The sequence below is a fragment of the Paracoccus salipaludis genome (assembly GCF_002287065.1).
GTDB lineage: Bacteria > Pseudomonadota > Alphaproteobacteria > Rhodobacterales > Rhodobacteraceae > Paracoccus > Paracoccus salipaludis.
This window is the reverse complement of sequence record NZ_NSJZ01000001.1, coordinates 156,575-176,884: the sequence shown is the minus strand read 5'-3', so window position 1 is coordinate 176,884 and position 20,310 is coordinate 156,575. Positions and strand designations below refer to the sequence as shown.

Below are 20,310 nucleotides of genomic sequence, written 5' to 3'. Positions count from 1 at the left end.
TTGTTTGCACAGATCGACACGATGCGGATGGCGCGCGACCTGGGCGCCCATGCGGCGCGGCGCCAGCGCGTCATCGCGACCAACGTCGCCAATGCCGACACCCCCGGCTATCGCACCCGCGACCTGCCCGAGTTCGAGGAAAGCCTCCGCCGCAGCTCGCTGGAGCTGCGCACGACCCGGGCCGGGCATCTGGCCGCGGGCCTTTCGGGCCCCCCCGTCCGGGCGGTCGAGGCCGAGGGCGAACCCTCGCCCAACGGCAACACCGTCTCGCTGGAAGATGAAATGGTGCGCTCGGCCGATGCAAAGCGCGAGTTCGACCTGTCGCTGGCGGTGATGCAGTCGGGGCTGAACCTCATGCGCACCGCGATCGGACGGAGGGGCTGAGCATGACCGAGCTTTCCGCCACCGCCATCGCCGCCTCGGGCCTGCGCGCGCAGGGCGTCCGGCTTCGCCACATCTCGGAAAACATCGCCAATGCCGACACGCCGGGCTACCGCCGCAAGCTGGTGGCCTTCGAGCCGGGGCGCGACTTCGGCCGCGACACCGGCGCGGTGCGCGCGGGCCGGATGCGCCACGACCGGGCCGAACTGCCGCAGGTTTATGACCCCGGGCACCCGATGGCGGGCGAGGACGGCTATTACCTGGGCTCGAACGTGAATCTGGTCGTCGAGGTCGCCGACGCGCGCGAGGCGAGCCGCAGCTACGAGGCCAACCTGAAGATGTTCGAGCAGTCGCGGCAGATGTCCGCCTCGCTGCTGGACCTGATTCGCCGCTGAAAGGGCACGCCATGATCTCGCTGACCACCGCCGCCCTGCAGACCGGCAGCCGCGTCGCTTCGGCCTACGCCGAAGCACGCGCCGCGGCTGCCCCCTCGCCCACCCCCGCGGCGCCGCAGGGCCTCAGCGCCGCCGCACGCGACTTCGCCGCCGTAATGGAACAGGCCGACGCAACTGCGCTGGGCGCCATGCAGGGGCGCAACGACACCCAGGCGCTCGTCCAGTCCATCGCCGAGGCGCAGATGGCGCTCGAGACGGCGGTCGCGATCCGCGACAAGGTGGTCGAGGCCTATCAGGACATCCTGAGGATGCCGGTCTGATGGACGAGAACCTGATCTTCGACGTGACCCGGCAGGCCCTCTGGATCGCGGTCCAGATGTCGGCGCCCCTGCTGGTGGTGGCGCTGGTCACGGGTGTCGCCATCGGGCTTTTCCAGGCGCTGACCTCGGTGCAGGAGATGACGCTGACCTTTGTACCCAAGGTGGGCCTGATGCTCGCGGTCTTCTGGGCCACCATGAGCTTCATGACCGCGACCTTGGGCAGCTTCTTCACGGGCCAGATCCTTCCCCTGGTCGCGGGAGGGTGAAGGAATGGACAACGCGATCTACGCAGCGCTGACCCGGCAGGCCGGTCTGATGCGGGAAATGCGGGCCGTCGCCAACAACATGGCCAACAGCTCGACCACGGGCTTCCGGCGCGAGGGGGTCGTGTTTTCGGAACACATGACCGCGCTCGACCGCCAGCGCGGCACGCTGTCGATGGCGAACGCCCAGGGGCGCGAGGTGGACCTGACCCCCGCCGCCCTGTCCCAGACCGGCGGCAAGCTGGACCTGGCGCTGGAACGCGAGGGCTTCTTCATGGTCCAGACGCCGCAGGGCAACCGCTTGACCCGGGCCGGCGCCTTCATGATGTCGCCCGAGGGCGAGCTGGTGAACGCCGACGGCTACCGCGTCCTCGATGAAGGCCAGGCGCCGATCGCCCTGCCCCCCGGCGCGCGCAGCATCGGTGTCGGCGCGGATGGCACGATCTCGGCCGACGGCCAGCCGGTCGGGCGGGTGGGCGTCTTCGACCAGCCCGACCGGACGCTGCTGAGGCACGAAGGCGGGACGCTCTTTTCCGCCGAGGGCGCCGAACCCGCACCGGACGCCGTGGTCCGGCAGGGCTTTCTCGAGGAATCGAACGTCAACCCGGTCCTTGAGATCGCCCGCATGATCGAGGTCCAGCGCGCCTACGAGCTGGGCCAGTCCTTCCTCGACGGCGAGGACGGGCGCATTCGCGCCGTCATCTCCGTTTCCGTCCGCTGAAAGGCATCCCGATGAGAGCATTGCAGATCGCGGCCACCGGCATGGCGGCCCAGCAGACGCGGGTCGAGGTCATCTCGCAGAACCTCGCCAACATGTCGACGACCGGCTACAACGCCCGCCGCGCCGAGTTCGCGGACCTCGCCTATCAGCAGGTCACGCGCCCCGGCACGATCGCGGCGGCCGACGGCACGATGGTCCCGGCGGGCGTGCAGATGGGCCTGGGCGTGCGCCCCACGGCCGTCACCCTGACGCTGGCGCAGGGCGCGCTGGCGCAGACCGGGGGCGACCTGGACCTGGCCATCGACGGCCCGGGCTATCTTGAGGTGACGATGCCCTCGGGCATGTCGGGCTATACCCGCGACGGGGGCCTCAAGCGCTCGGCGGACGGTCTGATCGTGACGTCGGACGGGTTTCCGGTCGCGCCCGGCATCACCGTCCCGGCCGAGGCGCGCAGCCTGTCCATCAGCGCGGCGGGCGAGGTCTTCGCCCATTTCGAGAACCAGATCGAACCGCAGAACCTGGGCCAGATCACGCTTGCAAGCTTTGTCAACGAAAAGGGACTGGAGGCGGTCGGGTCGAACCTCTTCTTGGAAACCCCCGCCTCGGGCGCGCCGCTGGTCGGCGTGCCGGGCGAGCAGGGTCTGGGGACGATCCGGCAGGGATACCTGGAAGAAAGCGCGGTCGATCCGGTGCGCGAGATCTCGGAGCTCATCAAGGCGCAGCGGGGCTACGAGCTGAACTCCAAGGTCATCACGGCCGCCGACCAGATGCTGGGCGCCACGGTGCAGGTGCGGTGATGCGCGTCCTGCTGTTCCTGGCACTGATGCCGGCGGCGGCGCTGGCCGACGACCTGATCGCCACGCGCCACCTTCCCGCCGGAACGATCCTTGCCGCCGAGGACATCGCCAGGGTGCCCGGCCCGCGCGGGGGCCTTTCGCCGGCCGAGGCGCTCGGCAAGCAGCTTCGCACCGCCGTCTACGAAGGCCGCCCGGTCTCGGCGGGCCATCTGACCGCGCCGACCCTCGTCAGCCGCAACCAGCTTGTCACCCTGGCCTACGAGAACGCCGCCCTCAGGATCGAGACCGGGGGCCGCGCCCTGGGTGCAGGCGGCGAGGGCGACATCATCCGGGTCATGAACCTCAGTTCGCGCGCCACGCTGATGGCCCGCGTCAACGCCGACGGCACCGTGACCGTCGCCCAGCGCTGAAGGATTCGCGCATGAAGACCAGACACCTTCCCCTGGCCCTTTGCCTTCTGGCCGTCACCGCCTGCGGGCGGGTGGCCGAGGTGGGCCAGGTGCCCGACATGACCGCCCCCCATGCCACGCCCGAGTTCCAAGCGATGGCGGAACCCGTCATGCCGCTGGCGCAGGGCACGCTGCGCCCGGACACGGCGGCCTCGTTGTGGGCGGGCCAGCAGTCCTCGCTGGTGGGCGACCGCCGTGCCGGCGCGCGGGGCGACATCCTGACCGTGGTGATCGAGATCGACGACCGTGCCGAAATCCAGAACAGCTCGGGCCGTTCGCGCGCATCCTCCGAAAGCGTCGGCATTCCGCAGATGATGGGCCTGCCGCAGCGGATCGACGAGCACCTGCCCGAGGGCGCGAGCATGGCCGAGCTTGCCTCCGCCAAGGGCGCCTCGACCTTCAAGGGGGCGGGCAACATCTCGCGTCGGGACAAGCTGACGCTGCGGGTCGCCGCCACCGTGATCGACACGCTGCCCAATGGCGTCCTGCACATCCAAGGCAGCCAGGAGGTCCGGGTGAACTACGAGGTGCGCGAGCTGACCGTGTCGGGCTTCGTACGCCCCACCGATATCAGCCGCGACAACGAGGTCGCCTATGACCGGATCGCGGGCGCACGCATCAGCTATGGCGGCCATGGCCAGATCAGCGACGTCCAGCAGCCGCGATACGGCCAGCAGCTGGCCGACATCGTCCTGCCCTACTGAGGTCCCTCATGCTGCGCAAACTGCTGCCCGTCCTTCTGTCTCTGGCCGCCTTCATGGGGGGGGCGGCGGGCGGCGAGATGCTCCGGCGGCCTGCTGCCCCTGTCGAGGCCGCAGCCGGGGCGCCCGAGCAGGGGCATGATGCAACGGCCGCATCGCCTGACACGGCAAAGGGCGGGGCGGAACATGCGGAGCTCCCGGCCTCGGCGCAGGACAGCCCGCAGGCGGATCATGCGGCGCCTGCCGGCCATGGCGGCACGGGCGCAGAGGGCGGCACCGCAGGCGGACATGGAGCCTCGGGGGATGTGCCCGCCATCGCCTGGTTCGAGTTTCCGCAGCAGTTCCTGGTGCCCGTTCTTCACGATGGGCGACTGGACAGCACGATGATCCTGTCGCTTTCCCTCGAGATGCCCGGCACGGCCCGCGAGACGGTCCATGCCCACGAGATCAAGCTGCGCGACGCCCTGCTGCGGCAACTGCTGATCCACGCCAACACGGGCGGCTTCGATGGCAACTTCACCAGCGAGGCTCACCTGCGCAAGCTGCGCGCCGACCTGACGGCAGTGGCCCAAGGCGTGATTCCCGGGATCACGGCTGTCCTGATCGGCGACATCGGACGGCAGGAACGCTGAGGTGGCGGAAACGGCACCAGCGCTGGCCGGCTTTCCGCTTGTTGCAGGCCTGTCAGGCGCGGGGATCCGGAGGCTGCCCTTGTGGGTCCATGTCCCCCGGCGACCGGCAGCCCGCCAGCAAGGCCACGGCGGTCCGCCTTGTGCAAGGATGAAGGTGGGACGACCCCGCCCCGTTGTGTCCGGAAGGACAAGGGGCCGAGAAGACAGCGCATTCGAATCTTGTGCGGACTCACGTTGAAATCCGGAGCCTTCCGGGTCCGGTCGGCGGTGGCCCGTCGGCGCCAAGCCCGACCTGCAAAGCCCGCTTGGCACGATGCCGCATACCGCGGAAGACCGTGCGCGCTGCAGGCGCCGGCGTTGGCCGCCGGACAGGTCCCGCAGGCGGACACCGGGTCCCCGGGACCCGGCGCTGGCGCCTGAACCCTGCAGGCGCTATGCGCCCCGCATGACCGACAGCATGCGCATCACGATCCTGCTGGCCTCCTTTCAGGGGGAACGGTTCATCGGCGCGCAGCTCGACAGTCTTGCGCGGCAGGACCACCGGAACTGGCGTCTGATCCTGTCGGACGACGGATCGACCGACGGCACGCTGGAGATCGTGCGCCGCTTCGCCGCCGCCCATCCGTCCCGCCAGATCGAGATCCGCCAAGGGCCGCGCCGGGGTGCCACCCGGAACTTCCTGTCCATGATCGAACTGGTCGAGCCCGGCGAGGCGCTTGCCTTCTGCGACCAGGACGACCTGTGGCTGCCCGACCGCCTGTCGCGCGGCGTCGCGGCCCTTGCGGTGGACGGTGCCGCTGTGGCCGAAGGCACCCTGCACGTGACCCGCACCACGATCTGCGACGAGGCGCTGCGGGCGCTGCGGCCCGCGCCGCTTTACACCCGCCCGCCCGGCTTTGCGAATGCGCTGGTCCAGGCCTGCACGCCCGCCAACACGATGCTGGTCGATCCCGCGGGGGTCGCGCGGCTTCGCGCGGCGCGGCACGGGGCCATTGCGGCCGACGTGATCTCGCATGACTGGTGGGCCTACCAGATGATCTCGGGCGCGGGTGGCCGGGTCATCCGCGACCCGGCGCGGACGGTGCTGTACCGGCAGCATCGCGGCAACGTCATGGGCCGCAACGACACCCCGCGCGCGATCCTTGCCAGGCTGGGCCGGCTTGGCGCGGGAGACTATGGCACGTGGCTGCGACAGAACGTGGCCGCCCTGCAGGCCGCGCGCGACCTGCTGACCCCGGGACATGCCGCGATGCTCGACCAGTTCGCCACAGCGATCGACTCCCCCGGCCCGCAGGCCGCGGCCCGGCTGGCGCGGCTTGGTGTTTACCGGCAGACGCGCGCGGGCACGGCGGCGCTGCTGCTTGCGGCAGCGGCGGGGCGGCTGCGATGAGCCTGCCCTCGTCCGGGGACACTGCCGCCCGTGGCGAGGCGCCGCCTGCTCAGGGCGCCCCGGACCCCCGCATGACCGGGAAGCTGAAGCGCGTGATCATCTTCGGCTTCGATTCCGCCTGGACCGATCGCCCCGATGCGCCGGGCGCAATCTGTGCCGTCGGGTTCCCCGAGGAAGGGGGAGTCCAGTTCCACCCGCCCCGGCTGGCCTCATTTCCGCAGGCGCAGGCCTTCATCGCAAGCGCGCGGCACGGCTTCAACCTGGCCCTGATCGCGCTGGACCAGCCCAGCGTCGTGCCGAACGCAACGGGGATGCGGCCCGTGGACCGACTGGCAGGATCGGTCGTCAGCTATATCGGCGGCGGCGTGCAGCCGGCGAATCGCGGCAAGACGGGGATGTTCTGCGACCTGGCGCCGGTCTGGGGATTCCTTGCCGCGCTTCAGCCGCTTCAGGACCCTGACCGGGCCCGCGCCGCCCTCGAGGGCCTGTTCCTGATCGAGGTCTTTCCCGCGCTTGCCCTGCCTGCGCTGAACGAAAGCTATGCCGGCCGGCTCGCAGCGCCGAAATACAATCCCGCACATGCCCGCAAGTTCAGGCTGGAACACTGGCAGGCCGTCGCCCGGACGGTGGGAAACACCGCGAGATCGCTGGGGATTCCCGCGCTTGCGGACTGGGCCGAGGGGATGATGGCGCAGCGCAAGCCGCGCAAGGCCGACCAGGACCGCCTCGACGCCGCGATCTGCGCGCTGGTCGGGGTCATCTGGCGGGCCGGTCCGGCGGGGTCCGGCGCCATGCTGGGCGACCTGCGCCAAGGCTACATGGTGACGCCGCTCTCGCCCGCGATCCGCCTGCGGCTCGAAGCCGCGGCGGCACGACGGAATATTCCGTTCCACCTCGCGGATTGAGCCCGGCAGAGGGAACCGGAGGCTGCCGCCAAAGGTGGCCGCCTCGAACCGCGCCCACGCGGCGGGTGGCTCGCAGACCGGTTACAGTGGCCCGAGTTGCCCGGCCGAGAGCCGGGACTGCGGGTGCAGCGGCAGGCCCTCGCCCCCTCCTGTCCGCCTCCCGACCTTCCCGGCCGGAAAGAACATGAGCACCGTCGTCCGAAGGCTGTGACGCAGGCCCGCCGGTCCTTTCCGTGCGGGCCGCGGCGTCAGACCAGACGCCCGTGGCAGTTCTTGAACCGCTCGCCCGAGCCGCAGGGGCACGGGTCGTTGCGCGACGGGTTGCCCCAGGTCGAGGGGTCGTTCTCGTCGAAGCCCGGAACGTGGGCGGACGGCTCGCCGCCCTCGGCTTCCTCGTGCTGGGGCCGCATCGCGGCGGCCTGAGCTTCCAGTTGCGCCTGGTACTGGCGCATCATCTGCTCGCGCTCGGCATCCGTCAGGGGGCGGATGCGGGCGAGGTTCTGGGTGACATCGCCGCGCAGCCCTTCCAGCAGGTTCTCGAACAGCTGGAAGGCCTCGGTCTTGTATTCCGAAAGGGGATCGCGCTGGGCGTAACCGCGGAAGCCCACGACCGAGCGCAGGTGTTCCAGCGTGACCAGATGCTCGCGCCACTTGCCGTCGATCTGCTGCAGCAGGACCTGCTTCTCGATCTGGCCCATCTGCTCGGGGCCGAACTGCTCGGCCTTCTGGGCCATGTAGCCGTCGGTCGCCTCGCGGATGCGCTCGGCCACGGTTCCACGGTCCACGCCGTCCTCGGCCGCCCAGTCGGCGATGGGCAGGTCCATGTTCAGGCGTTCGACCACGGCGGCCTTGAGGCCGGCGGTATCCCACTGCTCGGGGTAGGCGCGTTCGGGCAGGAAGTCGTCGATCAGGTCGTCGATGACCTGATGGCGCATGTCGGCCACGATGTCGCTGACGTCCCCGGATTCCATGATCTCGCGGCGCTGCGAAAAGATCGCCTTGCGCTGGTCGTTCATCACGTCGTCGAACTTGAGCAGCTGCTTGCGGATGTCGAAGTTGCGCCCCTCGACCTTGGCCTGCGCGCGCTCCAGCGACTTGTTCACCCAAGGGTGGACGATGGCCTCGCCTTCCTTCATGCCCAGCGTGGACAGCACCTTGTCCAGCCGTTCCGACCCGAAGATCCGCATGAGGTCGTCTTCCAGCGACAGGAAGAACAGCGAGCGGCCGGGGTCGCCCTGCCGGCCCGAACGGCCGCGCAGCTGGTTGTCGATGCGGCGGCTTTCGTGGCGTTCCGTCGCCAGCACGAACAATCCGCCCGCGTTCAGGACGGCCTGCTTGTCGGCGGCATGCTCGGCCTCGATCCGGGCGCGCAGCTCGTCGGGGTTGGCCTGCGGGTTCGCGGCCAGCGCCTGCAGCACCTTCATCTCGACGTTGCCGCCCAACTGGATGTCGGTCCCGCGCCCGGCCATGTTGGTGGCGATGGTCACGGCGCCGGGCTTGCCCGCCTCGGCCACGATATAGGCTTCCTGCTCGTGCTGGCGGGCGTTCAGGACATTGTGGGGGATGCCCTCGCGCTTGAGCATCTCGGACAGCATTTCCGACTTCTCGATCGAGGTCGTGCCGACCAGCAGCGGCTGGTCCTTGGCATGGGCTTCCTTGATCGCCTCGATCACGGCCGCGTATTTCTCGGTCGCCGTGCGATAAACGCGGTCGTGTTCATCGACGCGCTGGATGGGGCGGTTGGTCGGCACCTCGACCACGCCCAGCTTGTAGATTTCCGCGAATTCCTCGGCCTCGGTCGCGGCTGTGCCGGTCATGCCGGACAGCTTTTCGTAAAGGCGGAAGTAGTTCTGGAAGGTCACGCTGGCGAGCGTCACGTTCTCGGGCTGGATATCCACGCCCTCCTTCGCCTCGATCGCCTGGTGCAACCCGTCCGACAGGCGGCGGCCAGCCATCATCCGGCCGGTGAACTCGTCGATCAGCACGACCTCGCCATCCTTGACGACATAGTTCTGGTCGCGGCGGAACAGCTTGTGGGCGCGCAGCGCCTGGTTCGCGTGGTGGACGACCGTGGTCGATTCGGGATCATACAGCGTCTGGTTCGGCGGCAGGACGCCCGCCTCTTGCAGGCGCTTTTCCAGGTATTCGTTGCCGTCCTCGGTGAAGGTGGCGTTCCGGGTCTTCTCGTCGATCTTGTAGTGATGCTCGGTCAGTTCCGGGATGAACTGGTTCAGCGTCCGGTAAAGCTCGCTGCGGTCCTGCGACGGCCCCGAGATGATCAGCGGCGTGCGCGCCTCGTCGATCAGGATCGAGTCCACCTCGTCCACGATGGCGAAGTAATGACCGCGCTGGGTCATTTCCTCGATCGAGCCCTTCATGTTGTCGCGAAGGTAGTCGAAGCCCAGTTCGTTGTTCGTGGCATAGGTCACGTCAGCGCGGTAGGCGTCGCGCTTTTCCTGGTCGCCCTGGAACGGATAGACCACGCCCGTGGTCATCCCCAGCGCGGCGAAAACCTTGCCCATCCACTCGGCGTCGCGCTTGGCCAGGTAGTCGTTGACGGTGACGACATGGACGCCGCGTCCCGTCAGCGCGTTCAGATAGGCCGGGAAGGTCGCGACCAGGGTCTTGCCCTCGCCCGTCTTCATCTCGGCGATGTTACCCTGGTGCAGGAAGATGCCGCCCATCAGCTGCGTGTCGAAGGCGCGCAGGCCCAGCGCGCGGCGCGCAGCCTCGCGGCAGTTGGCGAAAGCCTCGGGCAGCAGGCGGTCCAGATCCTCGCCCGCCTGGGCGCGGCCCTGCAGTTCGCGCGTCTTGCCAATCAGGTCGGCGTCCGACATCGCCTGGAACTGCGGTTCCAGCGCGTTGATCTGCGCGACGAGCGGCCGGACCGATTTCACCTTGCGGTCGTTGGGGGTGCCGAAGATCGACTTGGCCAGATTTCCGATGCCGAGCATGGTGTCCTGTCAGGTTTGGCGCGGCGGGCGTGACACCCACTTGCCCCGACCGACGGCCTTGCCCTATCACGAGGCCGGAAAATCGGCGGCGGGCGCGCATTTTCGGTTGCGCCGGATGTAGGCCCCGCCCGCCCCACTGTCAACGCCGACGCCCCGGCCGGGATGGCCGCAAGGCGGACCTTCAAAGGGACATCCGTGCCATGCTGAAATCGCTTCCCGCCCTGGTGGCCGCCGCGCTGATGGCGCAGCCCCTGCTGGCGCAGACCGCGCCCGAGACGCCCGCGCCTGCCCCCGCTGCTCCGCCCGCGTCAGCCGAGGCGACCGGCGCCCCCGACGCCGACACCGTCATCGCCACCGTGAACGGCGAGGCGATCACGCTGGGTCAGATGATCGCGATGAAGGAAGGCCTGCATGCGGGGTCGGTCGAGGGCCTGCCTGACGCCGCGCTGTGGGACCTGATGCTGGACCAGATGATCCGCCAGACCGCCGTGGCCCAGGTCGCCGCCCAGTCGCCCACCAAGCGCGACAAGGCCTTCCTGGAAAACGAGCGTCGCGGCTATCAGTATGCCTCGGTCCTCGAACGCGTGGCCGCCGCCGAGCCGACCGAGGAAGAGCTGCGCGCCGTCTATGACGCGGCCTTCGGCCAGAAGACCGAGCCCAAGACGGAATACAACGCCGCCCATATCCTCGTGAAAACCGAGGAAGAGGCCAAGGCCGTCGCCGACGAACTGGCCAAGGGCGCCGACTTCGGGAAGCTGGCCGAAGAGCGGTCCACCGACAACAGCTCGGCCAACAAGGGCGATCTGGGCTGGTTCACCGCCGACATGATGGTCGAGCCCTTCGCCAAGGCCGTCGAGGCGCTGGAAAAGGGCCAGGTCTCGGCGCCTGTCCAGTCCCAGTTCGGCTGGCATGTCATCAAGCTGATCGATGAGCGCACGCAGACCCCGCCCGAGTTCGAGGCCGTCCGCGAGCAGCTTGCCACCGAGGTCCGCCGCAACAAGGTCGAGGCCGAGATCCAGAAGCGCGTCGATGCCGCCACCGTCGAAAAGACGCAGGGTCTGGACGCCGCGCTGCTGAACCGCTCCGACCTTCTGGACAAGTGATCATGGCCAAGGACAAGGACGACGCCGAGAAGGCCGCGAAGAAGGCGGCCAAGAAGGCGAAGAAGGCCGGCAAGAAGGCCCAGGCCGCCAAGGAGGCGATCGTCTCGCCCCTGGCGCCCGAGCGCTTCCCCGACCTGCCGGTCATCAAGGGTGTCCGCTTCGCCGCCGGCTCGGCGGGCATCAAGTACCAGGACCGCACCGACGTGACCCTGATCAGCCTGCCCCCGGGCACGGCCATCGCGGGGGCCTTCACCCGGTCCTCGACCCGGGCGGCCAGCGTGCTGGACTGCCAGGAGAAGCTGACGGGCACGCAGGACACCGACGGCGGCGCCGCGATCATCGTGAACTCGGGCAATGCCAACGCCTTCACGGGCGCGGACGGCCAGCGGGCGGTGGACGCGGTGACGGATGCGGTTGCGCGCGTGCTGGGGGTTCCGGCGCGGCGGGTCTTCTCGTCCTCGACCGGCGTGATCGGCGAGCCCCTGCCCGCCCAGAAGATCACGGCCGTGGTCGATCAGCTCGCGGGTTCGCTGGACGAGCATGGCATCGCCGGGGCGGCCCGCGCGATCATGACGACCGACACCTTCCCCAAGGGCGCAGGCGCCACCATCGAGGTCGGCGGGGGCACCATCCGCATCGCGGGGATCGCCAAGGGCTCGGGCATGATCGCGCCCGACATGGCGACGATGCTGGTCTACATCTTCACCGACGCAAGGGTGGAACCGCTCCTGCTGCAGCGGATCCTGTCCTCGCAGATGGACGAGACCTTCAACGCCATCACGGTGGACAGCGACACCTCGACCTCGGACGCGCTGATCCTGGCGGCGACGGGGCGGTCGGACGCGCCGGCGATCACCGACCTGCGCAGCAAGGTCACGCGCCAGTTCACCCAGGCGCTGCGAGGCGTGATGCTGGACCTGGCCCAGCAGGTCGTCCGCGACGGCGAGGGTGCGACCAAGTTCGTCGAGGTGCAGGTGACGGGCGCGGCCAGCGACGGGGACGCCCACAAGGTCGCCATGGCCATCGCCAACAGCCCGCTGGTCAAGACCGCCATCGCGGGCGAGGACGCCAACTGGGGCCGCGTCGTGGCCGCCGTCGGCAAGTCGGGCGCACTGGCCGACCGCGACCGGCTGTCGATCCGCTTCGGCGACATGGTGCTGGCCGAGAACGGCTGGCGCGCGCCGGGCTATGACGAAGCCGCAGCCAGCGCCTACATGAAGGGCGACCACCTGGTGATCGGCGTCGATCTGGGGATGGGACGCGGCAGGCGCACCGTCTGGACCTGCGACCTGACGCACCGCTACATCGACATCAACGCGGACTATCGGTCGTGACCCTGGACGCGGCCGCCCCGGAGACGCCGCCCGATGGCGTGCGTCTGCTTCTGGTCGCGGCGGTCGCGCTGATCGACGCGGACGGGCGGGTGCTGCTGGCGCGCCGCCCGCCCGGCAAGTCCATGGCCGGCCTGTGGGAGTTCCCGGGCGGCAAGGTCGATCCCGGAGAAACCCCCGAGGCCGCCCTGATCCGCGAGCTTGACGAGGAACTGGGCATCCAGACCTGGAACTCCTGCCTCGCGCCGCTGACCTTCGCCAGCCATGCCTATGCAGGCTTCCACCTGCTGATGCCGCTTTACGCCTGCCGGCGGTGGCAGGGCACGCCGCAGCCGCGCGAGGGGCAGGAACTTGCCTGGGTGCGCGCGGCCGACCTGGCCCGCTATCCCATGCCGCCCGCAGACCTTCCGCTGGTGCCGATCCTGCGGGACTGGCTGTAACTGCGACAATCGTCGCATCCGGGTGTGGCGCCGTTGCGTCACTCAACCGTCATACTGGCAAATCCTGACGGGATCGCTAACTTTTCATAAACCATTTTTCCGCAACCTGAGGGAACCTCAAGTCAGGGCGGATATTCGGAGGGGAGAAGGAAATGATTCGGACGATCACCGTGGGAAGCTGCATCTCGGTACAAGGCATGTTCGAACGGGATCTGGGGAATGGCCAGATCGCCGTTCGCGTGGGCGAGCAGACCTACGTCGGAAAGCCGGTTGCACGCTGAAAAACCGGCAGCCTGGTCATCTGGGCGTCACGCGGAGGATGAGAAAGGCCGGGCAGCTTGCCCGGCCTTCCTTTTTTCGGGCCGGACCGCAGGGCCGTCGGTTACCGGGCTGAACCAAAGCTTGCGCCTCAGCCTGCTGCGTCCTGCCCTCTCCACATCAAGCCTTCGCCCCAAAAGGAAACGGCGCGCCCCGACGGGACGCGCCGTTCTGATTTCCCGGTGTCCGCTTACAGCCGCCGCTCGACCTCTTCGCGTTCGAAGATCTCGATGATGTCACCCTTGCGGATGTCGTCGTAGTTCTCGAAGGCCATGCCGCATTCCTGGCCCGACTGCACTTCCTTGACCTCGTCCTTGAAGCGCTTGAGCGTCTTGAGCGTGCCCTCGTGGATGACGACGTTGTCGCGCAGCAGGCGCACGCCCGCCGAACGGCGCGCCACGCCCTCGGTGACAAGGCAGCCCGCGACATTGCCGACGCCGGTGACGCGGAAGACTTCCTTGATCTCGGCATAGCCGATGAAGTTCTCGCGCACCTCGGCCGACAGCAGGCCCGAGGCCGCCGCCTTGATGTCGTCGATGAGGTCGTAGATGATCGAGTAATACCGGATCTCGACGCCCTTCTGGTTCGCAGCGTTCCGCGCCGGGGCGTTTGCCCGGACGTTGAAGCCGATCACCGGAGCCTTCGACGCCTCGGCAAGACCCACGTCCGATTCGGTGATCGCACCCACGCCGTAATGCAGGACGCGGACGCGCACCTCGTCGTTGCCGACCTTTTCCAGCGCCTGGACGATGGCCTCGGCAGAGCCCTGCACGTCGGCCTTCACCACGACCGGCAGCTCGGCCACGCTTTCGTCGGCCTTGGCCTTGGCCATCAGCTCCTGCAGCGTGGTCGCGGCACCGGCGGCGGCGCGTTTGTCCTTGGCCGCCTGGATGCGGTAGTCGGCGATCTCGCGGGCCTGCGCCTCGGTCTCGACGACGTTCAGGACGTCGCCCGCCTCGGGCGTGCCGTTGATGCCCAGCACCTCGACCGGGACCGACGGCCCGGCCTCGGACACGCGCTCGCCCTTGTCGTTGATGAGCGCGCGGACCTTGCCCCACTGCTCGCCCACGACGAAGATGTCGCCCTGCTTCAGCGTGCCGTTCTGCACCAGGACCGTCGCGACGGGGCCGCGGCCCACGTCCAGCTTGGCCTCAATCACCGCGCCCAGCGCCGCCCGGTGGGGGTTGGCGCGCAGTTCGAGGATCTCGGCCTGCAATGCGATGGCTTCCAGCAGTTCGTCGATGCCCTGCCCGGTGTGGGCCGACACCTCGACATCCTGCACGTCGCCCGACATCGCCTCGACCACGACCTCGTGCTGCAGCAGGTCCGTGCGGACCTTCTGCGGGTTGGCCGTGGGCTTGTCGATCTTGTTGATCGCCACGATCATCGGGACGCCGGCGGCCTTCGCGTGGTTGATGGCCTCGACCGTCTGCGGCATCACCGCGTCATCGGCGGCCACCACCAGCACAACGATGTCGGTCACGTTCGCACCGCGCGCACGCATCGAGGTGAAGGCGGCGTGACCGGGCGTGTCCAGGAAGGTCAGCACCGCACCCGAGTCGGTCGTCACCTGATAGGCGCCGATGTGCTGGGTGATGCCGCCGGCCTCGCCCGCCACGACGTTCGCCTGACGGATACGGTCCAGAAGCGAGGTCTTGCCGTGGTCCACGTGGCCCATGATCGTGACGATCGGCGGGCGCGGCTGCAGGTCCTCGGCCTTGTCCTCGACGGTATGGATGACCTGTTCCACGTCGGCGTCCGACACGCGGACGGCGCGGTGGCCGAATTCCTCGATCACCAGTTCGGCGGTGTCGGCGTCGATGGTCTGGTTGGCCGTGACCATCATGCCCATCTTCATCAGCGACTTGATGACATCGGCCGCGCGTTCCGCCATGCGGTTCGCCAGCTCGCTGACGACGATGGTTTCGGGCAGCTGCACGTCGCGCACCTGCTTTTCGGCACGCTGCATCTGGCCCATCGCCTTTGCGCGTGCCTTTTCCTGCTTGCGCTTCATCGCAGCAAGGCTGCGCTGACGCCCGCCCTCGCCCCCGGCCAGGGCCTGGGTCAGCGACAGGCGGCCCGTGCGGCGGCTTTCCTCGGCCTTCGCCTTGGCCTTGGCATCGCTGTCGCCGCCGGCGTCGCGACGGTCGCGGTCCGTGCGGCGCGGGCCTGCGGCCACGCCCGGCTTCTCGGCACGCGCGGCAGCGGCCTCGGCCGCGGCGCGGTCAGGGGCAGCGGGACGCTCGGCGGGCTTCGCCGTGACCTCGGCCTTCTTCTGGGCGCGCAACTCGGCTTCGCGCAGCTTGCGGGCGTCCTCCTCGGCCTTCAGCCGCAGGGCTTCCTCGCGCTCGCGCTCCTCGCGTTCCTTCGCCTCGATCTCGGCGCGGCGACGCTCGCGCTCTTCCTCGCGGGCCTTTTCCTCGGCGGCGCGGCGCGCGTTGTCCTCGGCCTCGCGCGCCTTGGCGGCGGCAAGGGCCTTGAGGCGGCGTTCCATTTCCGCTTCGGTGATCCCGGCCGGGCGCTTGGACGGATCCGAGGCCACGGACGCAGGCGAATTCGGCCGCAGCGCCGGGTTCGGGCCCGACACCGGCTTGGGCGTCACGACGCGCTTGCGCTTGGTCTCGACCACCACGTTATGCGTGCGCCCGTGGCTGAAGCTCTGCTTCACCTGGCCGGACCGCCCGCCCGCGCCGCCGCCCAGACCCAGGGGCTTCTTTCCGTCTCTATCGTTCATCCGCTCTCGAATCCTTCCCGGCAGCCGAACTGCCGATATGCCCGCGCAGACCGTTCAGTCTGCTGGCGTCCCTGATCACCTTGTCGGTCAGGCCCCCCGGCGCGAGCGCGCTGTGTATGACATGATCGCGCCCAAAAGCCAAACCCAATTCCGATGCCGTGAGACACCCGAACCAGCGGCCGCCGGTCGGCGTCCACAGCTTGCCCTTGCCCCGGTCCGAGCCGTCGCTGGCCTGAAACAGCACCTTCGCCTTTCCGTCAGCCAGCCAGCCCTTGACCTTCTCGAATCCCGCCACCGCGTCGCCGGCCTTGCGGGACAGCGAGATCAACTCGACCACCCGGCGTGCCAGCGCCGCCTCGATCCCGTCCACGAGATCCGGCTCTGCCCTTACATGGGCCTTCGCGCCGCGGGAAAACAGTCCCTTCTCGGCAGCTTTTTGCAGTGCAGCCCTGTCGGCCGTGACCCAGAAGCCCCGGCCCGGCAGTTTCTCGGCAAGATCGGGCACAACCGTTCCGTCCGGCCCCGCGACAAAGCGGACCAGCCCGGCCTTGGGCTGCACCTCGCCCGTGACAAGGCAGCGCCGTTCCGGCGCCGCCTCGCGATCCTTGTCCCGACCCCCGCGCGTCAAGCGGCGTGACCCGGGGCGTTACACCCCGGCCTCCTCGGCTTCGGCCTCGTCCTCGTTCTCGTCCGAGGCCGGGTGCAGTTCATCGGGGTCCACCCAGCCCAGCATGACGCGGGCGGTCATCACCATGTCCTGCGCCTGCTCCAGCGACACGCCGAAGGGTTCCAAGATGCCGTCGTCCTTGGTCCGCTGGCCGTTCTGCGTGGTCCAGCCGCCGGCCAGTTCCCAGTCGGCGCAGGTGGCGAAGTCCTCCAGCGTCTTGATGCCGTCCTTGGCCAGCGCCTCGACCATCTGCGGGGTCAGGCCCTCGAACTCGATCAGGCTGTCCTCGGCCCCCAGTTCGCGCGCCTTTTCAAGCGCGGCGCGGTTGGCCGCTTCCAGGTGGTCGCGGGCGCGGGCCTGGAGTTCCTCGGCCGTGCCCTCGTCCACGCCCTCGATGGACAGAAGCTCGTCCAGCTCGACGTAGGCCACTTCCTCGAGGTTGGTGAAGCCTTCGGCCACCAGCAGTTGCGCGAAGAACTCGTCCAGGTCCAGCGTGTCCATGAACAGCTGGGTGCGGGCGTTGAACTCGGCCTGGCGGCGCTTGGATTCCTCTTCCTCGGTGAGGATGTCGATGTCGAGGCCGGTCAACTGCGAGGCAAGGCGCACGTTCTGGCCGCGCCGTCCGATGGCCAGCGAAAGCTGCTCTTCGGGGACCACGACCTCGATGCGGTTGCCGCCCTCCTCGTCCAGGACGACCTTGGCGACCTCGGCGGGCTGCAGCGCGTTCACCAGGAACGTCGCCTGGTCCTCGGACCACGGGATGATATCGATCTTCTCGCCCTGAAGCTCGCCCACCACGGCCTGCACGCGGCTGCCGCGCATGCCGACGCAGGCGCCGACCGGGTCGATCGAGTTGTCATACGAGATCACGGCGATCTTCGCGCGCGAGCCGGGGTCGCGGGCCACGGCCTTGATCTCGATGACGCCGTCGTAGATTTCCGGCACTTCCATCTTGAACAGCTCGGCCATGAACTGCGGGTCGGTGCGCGACAGGAAGATCTGCGGGCCACGGGCCTCGCGCCGCACGTCCTTGACATAGGCGCGGATGCGGTCGTTCGGGCGATAGCTTTCGCGGCCGATCTTCTCGTTGCGGCGCAGGATGGCCTCGCCGCGGCCCACGTCCACGATGATGTTGCCGTATTCCTCGCGCTTGACGACACCGTTGATGATGGTGCCGGCGCGGTCCTTGAATTCCTCGTACTGGCGGTCGCGCTCGGCCTCGCGGACGCGCTGCAGGATCACCTGCTTGGCCGATTGCGCGGCGATGCGGCCCAGCTCGACCGGGGGCACCTGCTCCTCGAAGATGTCGCCGACCTGCGGGCCGCCCGAGAAAGCCTCGACCGGCGCGCCGTCGCGCAGCCAGCGGGCGTCCTTGCGGACCTCGAAATAGGGCTTGGCGTCGCGGGCGGTGAACTGCGCCTGGTAGTTCTCGACCGCATCATCCTCGACCACGGTGCGGACGCGGGTGAAGCGCGCGTTGCCGGTCTTGCGGTCGATCACGACCCGGATGTCCATTTCCGCACCGTAACGCGACTTGGCCGCGCGGGCGAGGCTGTCCTCCATCGCCTCGATGACGAGGCCCGGGTCGATCATCTTCTCGCGCGCGACCGCCTCGGCGGTCTGCAGCAGTTCAAGCTGGTTGGCAGAGGTGATGGCCATCAATCACTCCTTGGTCGCGGCATCACGGCCGCCCTGTTCGGTTTCGGGGTCCAGCCCCTCGTCATCCATTTCGATCTCGTCGAAGCCCGCGTCGTCCGGGTCGATCGCGCGGCCGTCGCCGATGCCCGCGCCCGCTTCGGCGCCGGGGGGCAGCGTGCCCGCCTCTTTCCGCTGCTTCAGCATCAGCGCGATCAGCTCGTCGGTCAGCAGAAGCTTGGCGTCGGCCAGAAGGTCGAAGTTCAGGCCGATGGTATGGGTCTGGCCCTGCTCCTCGATGTTCAGCAGGACCTCGTCCCCCTCGACGCCCGCCAGCACGCCCTTGAAGCGCTTGCGGCCGTCGATGGGCTGGTTGGTTTCCAGCCGCGCGTCATAGCCCTCGAAGGTGGCGAAGTCCTTGAGGCGCGTCAGCGGCCGGTCGATGCCGGGGCTGGAGACTTCCAGATGATAGGCGTCCTCGAGCGGGTCCTCGACATCCAGCGTGGCGCTGACCGCGGTCGAGATCTCGGCGCAGTCCTCGACGTTGATGCCGCCCTCGGGGCGGTCGGCCATGATCTGCAGCGTGGCGGTCTTGCCGCCCTGCAGGCGGATGCGCACGAGTTCGAAGCCCATGCCCTCGATCACCGGCTGGATGATCTCGGCCAGGCGCCGGTCGATGGCGGTCTTGGCGATGAGGTCGGTCATTGTCCGATCCTGAAAATGAAAAACGGGCCGTCAGGCGGCCCGTGCAAGCATCCGGTGGGCGAAGTTTGGACCCCCGCGCCGCTGTGAGGTCTAGATAGGGGAAGATCACCCCGAATGCAAGGCCCGCGACACGACCCGCGACGGGCACGCCTGTCGGGCGGCCTTTTCCGGGCCGGCAAGGTGGCGGACCCGAACGGCCCGCCCCTGCCCCGTCTCAGATCGGGCGGTCGCCATCCGCGTCGATCACGCGGGTGGGCAGGCCCATCTCGCCCAGCAGTTCCAGGAAGGGACGGGCGGGCAGGTCCTCCACATTGGCCATGCGCTTCACGTCCCAGGGGCCGCGCGCGATCAGGATCGCGGCCGCGACCGGGGGCACGCCCGCCGTGTAGCTGATGCCCTGGCTGCCGACTTCCTCGTAGGCTTCCCGATGGTCGGCCACGTTGTAGATGAAGACCTCGCCCGACTGGCCGTCGCGGGTGCCCTTCACAAGGTCGCCGATGCAGGTCTTGCCGGTATAGTCCGGCGCGAGGCTCGCCGGGTCGGGCAGCACGGCCTTGACGAGCTTGAGCGGCACGACCTCCTGCCCCTCGGCGGTGCGGACGGGCTGCTCGGACAGAAGGCCGAGGTTCTTCAGCACGGTGAAGACGTTGATGTAATGCGGCCCGAATCCCATCCAGAAGCGCACGTCGGCCTGCGGATAGCGCGCGGACAGGCTGTGGACCTCGTCATGGCCCGAGAGATAGGCGGTCTGCTTGCCGACCACCGGCAGGTCCCACTCGCGCCCGACCTCGAACATCGCGTTCTCGCGCCACTCGCCGCCCTGCCAGGAATAGACGGTGCCGGTGAATTCGCGGAAGTTGATCTCGGGGTCGAAGTTCGTGGCGAAATAGCGGCCGTGCGAACCCGCGTTGATGTCCACGATGTCGATCGACTCGACCGTGTCGAAATACTCGTCCTCGGCCAGCCGGGCATAGGCGTTGACGACGCCGGGATCGAAGCCCGCGCCCAAGACGGCGGTGATGCCGGCCGCCTCGACGGCCTCGCGCCGCTTCCATTCGTAGTTGCCGTACCACGGCGGCGTTTCGCAGATCTTCGCCGGGTCCTCGTGGATCGCGGTGTCGATATAGGCCGCGCCGGCGTCGATGCAGCCCTGCAGCACCGTCATGTTCACGAAGGACGAGCCCACGTTGATGACGATCTTCGCGCCGGTCCTGCGGATCAGGTCGGCGACCGCGGCGCTGTCCATCGCGTCCAGCGCGTGGGTCGTGATCGTGCGGCCTTTCGCGTGGCCCTTCGTCCTGATCCCCTCGACAATGGCGTCGGCCTTGGACTGGGTCCGGTTCGCCATGTGGATCTCGCCGAACTCGCCCGACCATTGCGCGACCTTGTGGGCCACGACCTGGGCGACGCCGCCGGCGCCGATGATGAGGACGTTGGGTTTAGCCACCGCAGCGATCTCCTTTCGAGGT

Annotated in this window: 21 protein-coding genes; 15 read left to right on the top strand and 6 right to left on the bottom strand. The window is 68.8% G+C overall.

The window, feature by feature from the left end; translation table 11 throughout:
* From CK240_RS00875 to CK240_RS00825, 11 genes are all read left to right on the top strand, one after another.
* Nucleotides 1-384, top strand: a complete 384-nt coding sequence (locus CK240_RS00875) for a FlgB family protein (RefSeq protein ID WP_095638448.1) — start codon at nucleotides 1-3, stop codon at nucleotides 382-384.
* Between the two features lie 2 nt (nucleotides 385-386).
* Complete coding sequence (gene flgC / locus CK240_RS00870) at nucleotides 387-776, top strand: flagellar basal body rod protein FlgC (RefSeq protein ID WP_095638447.1); 390 nt, start codon at nucleotides 387-389, stop codon at nucleotides 774-776.
* Between the two features lie 11 nt (nucleotides 777-787).
* Nucleotides 788-1,096: a flagellar hook-basal body complex protein FliE gene (gene fliE, locus CK240_RS00865; protein ID WP_095638446.1), complete on the top strand. Its 309-nt coding sequence runs from the start codon at nucleotides 788-790 to the stop codon at nucleotides 1,094-1,096.
* Nucleotides 1,096-1,362 carry a flagellar biosynthetic protein FliQ gene (locus tag CK240_RS00860; RefSeq protein ID WP_095638445.1) on the top strand — a complete coding sequence of 89 codons (267 nt, stop codon included), beginning with the start codon at nucleotides 1,096-1,098 and terminating at the stop codon, nucleotides 1,360-1,362. Before fliE ends, CK240_RS00860 begins: the two co-directional genes overlap by 1 nt.
* Nucleotides 1,363-1,366: 4 nt before the next feature.
* Nucleotides 1,367-2,080, top strand: coding sequence for a flagellar hook-basal body complex protein (locus CK240_RS00855; protein WP_095638444.1), 714 nt, complete (start codon nucleotides 1,367-1,369; stop codon nucleotides 2,078-2,080).
* 11 nt (nucleotides 2,081-2,091) lie between these two features.
* The gene (gene flgG, locus CK240_RS00850; protein ID WP_095638443.1) at nucleotides 2,092-2,877 is read left to right on the top strand and encodes a flagellar basal-body rod protein FlgG; all 786 of its coding nucleotides are present in this window, start codon (nucleotides 2,092-2,094) and stop codon (nucleotides 2,875-2,877) included.
* Entirely contained in the window at nucleotides 2,877-3,287 is a 411-nt protein-coding gene (gene flgA, locus CK240_RS00845; protein WP_095638442.1) for a flagellar basal body P-ring formation chaperone FlgA, read from the top strand. Before flgG ends, flgA begins: the two co-directional genes overlap by 1 nt.
* An 11-nt stretch (nucleotides 3,288-3,298) precedes the next feature.
* A complete protein-coding gene (gene flgH, locus CK240_RS00840) occupies nucleotides 3,299-4,030 on the top strand; it encodes a flagellar basal body L-ring protein FlgH (RefSeq protein ID WP_095638441.1) in 732 nt (243 codons plus the stop codon).
* A gap of 8 nt (nucleotides 4,031-4,038) precedes the next feature.
* On the top strand, nucleotides 4,039-4,659 hold the full coding sequence (locus CK240_RS00835) for a hypothetical protein (protein ID WP_240517227.1): 621 nt from the start codon (nucleotides 4,039-4,041) through the stop codon (nucleotides 4,657-4,659).
* Between the two features lie 445 nt (nucleotides 4,660-5,104).
* On the top strand, nucleotides 5,105-6,049 hold the full coding sequence (locus CK240_RS00830; RefSeq protein ID WP_167649936.1) for a glycosyltransferase: 945 nt from the start codon (nucleotides 5,105-5,107) through the stop codon (nucleotides 6,047-6,049).
* Nucleotides 6,050-6,120: 71 nt separating this feature from the next.
* Nucleotides 6,121-6,954, top strand: a complete 834-nt coding sequence (locus tag CK240_RS00825; RefSeq protein WP_095638439.1) for a DUF429 domain-containing protein — start codon at nucleotides 6,121-6,123, stop codon at nucleotides 6,952-6,954.
* Nucleotides 6,955-7,202: 248 nt separating this feature from the next.
* Here the strand turns inward: CK240_RS00825 and secA are convergent, their stop codons facing one another.
* A complete protein-coding gene (secA, locus tag CK240_RS00820) occupies nucleotides 7,203-9,908 on the bottom strand; it encodes a preprotein translocase subunit SecA (RefSeq protein WP_095638438.1) in 2,706 nt (901 codons plus the stop codon).
* Between the two features lie 200 nt (nucleotides 9,909-10,108).
* On the opposite strand from secA, the gene CK240_RS00815 reads away from it, so the two are divergent.
* From CK240_RS00815 to CK240_RS19430, 4 genes are all read left to right on the top strand, one after another.
* Nucleotides 10,109-11,011, top strand: a complete 903-nt coding sequence (locus CK240_RS00815) for a peptidylprolyl isomerase (RefSeq protein WP_240517226.1) — start codon at nucleotides 10,109-10,111, stop codon at nucleotides 11,009-11,011.
* A 2-nt stretch (nucleotides 11,012-11,013) separates the two neighbouring features.
* Nucleotides 11,014-12,345, top strand: coding sequence for a bifunctional glutamate N-acetyltransferase/amino-acid acetyltransferase ArgJ (argJ, locus tag CK240_RS00810; RefSeq protein WP_095638437.1), 1,332 nt, complete (start codon nucleotides 11,014-11,016; stop codon nucleotides 12,343-12,345).
* Nucleotides 12,346-12,383: 38 nt separating this feature from the next.
* On the top strand, nucleotides 12,384-12,782 hold the full coding sequence (gene mutT, locus CK240_RS00805) for an 8-oxo-dGTP diphosphatase MutT (protein ID WP_095638773.1): 399 nt from the start codon (nucleotides 12,384-12,386) through the stop codon (nucleotides 12,780-12,782).
* 152 nt (nucleotides 12,783-12,934) lie between these two features.
* On the top strand, nucleotides 12,935-13,063 hold the full coding sequence (locus tag CK240_RS19430; protein WP_090755004.1) for a hypothetical protein: 129 nt from the start codon (nucleotides 12,935-12,937) through the stop codon (nucleotides 13,061-13,063).
* A gap of 227 nt (nucleotides 13,064-13,290) precedes the next feature.
* Here CK240_RS19430 and infB read toward each other — a convergent pair whose 3' ends face one another.
* The 5 genes from infB to CK240_RS00775 form a co-directional block, all read right to left on the bottom strand.
* The gene (infB, locus tag CK240_RS00795) at nucleotides 13,291-15,834 is read right to left on the bottom strand and encodes a translation initiation factor IF-2 (protein ID WP_095638436.1); all 2,544 of its coding nucleotides are present in this window, start codon (nucleotides 15,832-15,834) and stop codon (nucleotides 13,291-13,293) included.
* Complete coding sequence (locus CK240_RS00790; protein WP_095638435.1) at nucleotides 15,824-16,462, bottom strand: RNA-binding protein; 639 nt, start codon at nucleotides 16,460-16,462, stop codon at nucleotides 15,824-15,826. Before CK240_RS00790 ends, infB begins: the two co-directional genes overlap by 11 nt.
* Nucleotides 16,463-16,480: 18 nt before the next feature.
* A complete protein-coding gene (nusA, locus tag CK240_RS00785; protein WP_095638434.1) occupies nucleotides 16,481-18,160 on the bottom strand; it encodes a transcription termination factor NusA in 1,680 nt (559 codons plus the stop codon).
* Nucleotides 18,161-18,163: 3 nt separating this feature from the next.
* Nucleotides 18,164-18,841: a ribosome maturation factor RimP gene (gene rimP, locus CK240_RS00780; protein ID WP_095638433.1), complete on the bottom strand. Its 678-nt coding sequence runs from the start codon at nucleotides 18,839-18,841 to the stop codon at nucleotides 18,164-18,166.
* 214 nt (nucleotides 18,842-19,055) lie between these two features.
* A complete protein-coding gene (locus tag CK240_RS00775; protein WP_095638432.1) occupies nucleotides 19,056-20,288 on the bottom strand; it encodes a saccharopine dehydrogenase family protein in 1,233 nt (410 codons plus the stop codon).
* Between the last annotated feature and the right edge of the window lie 22 nt (nucleotides 20,289-20,310).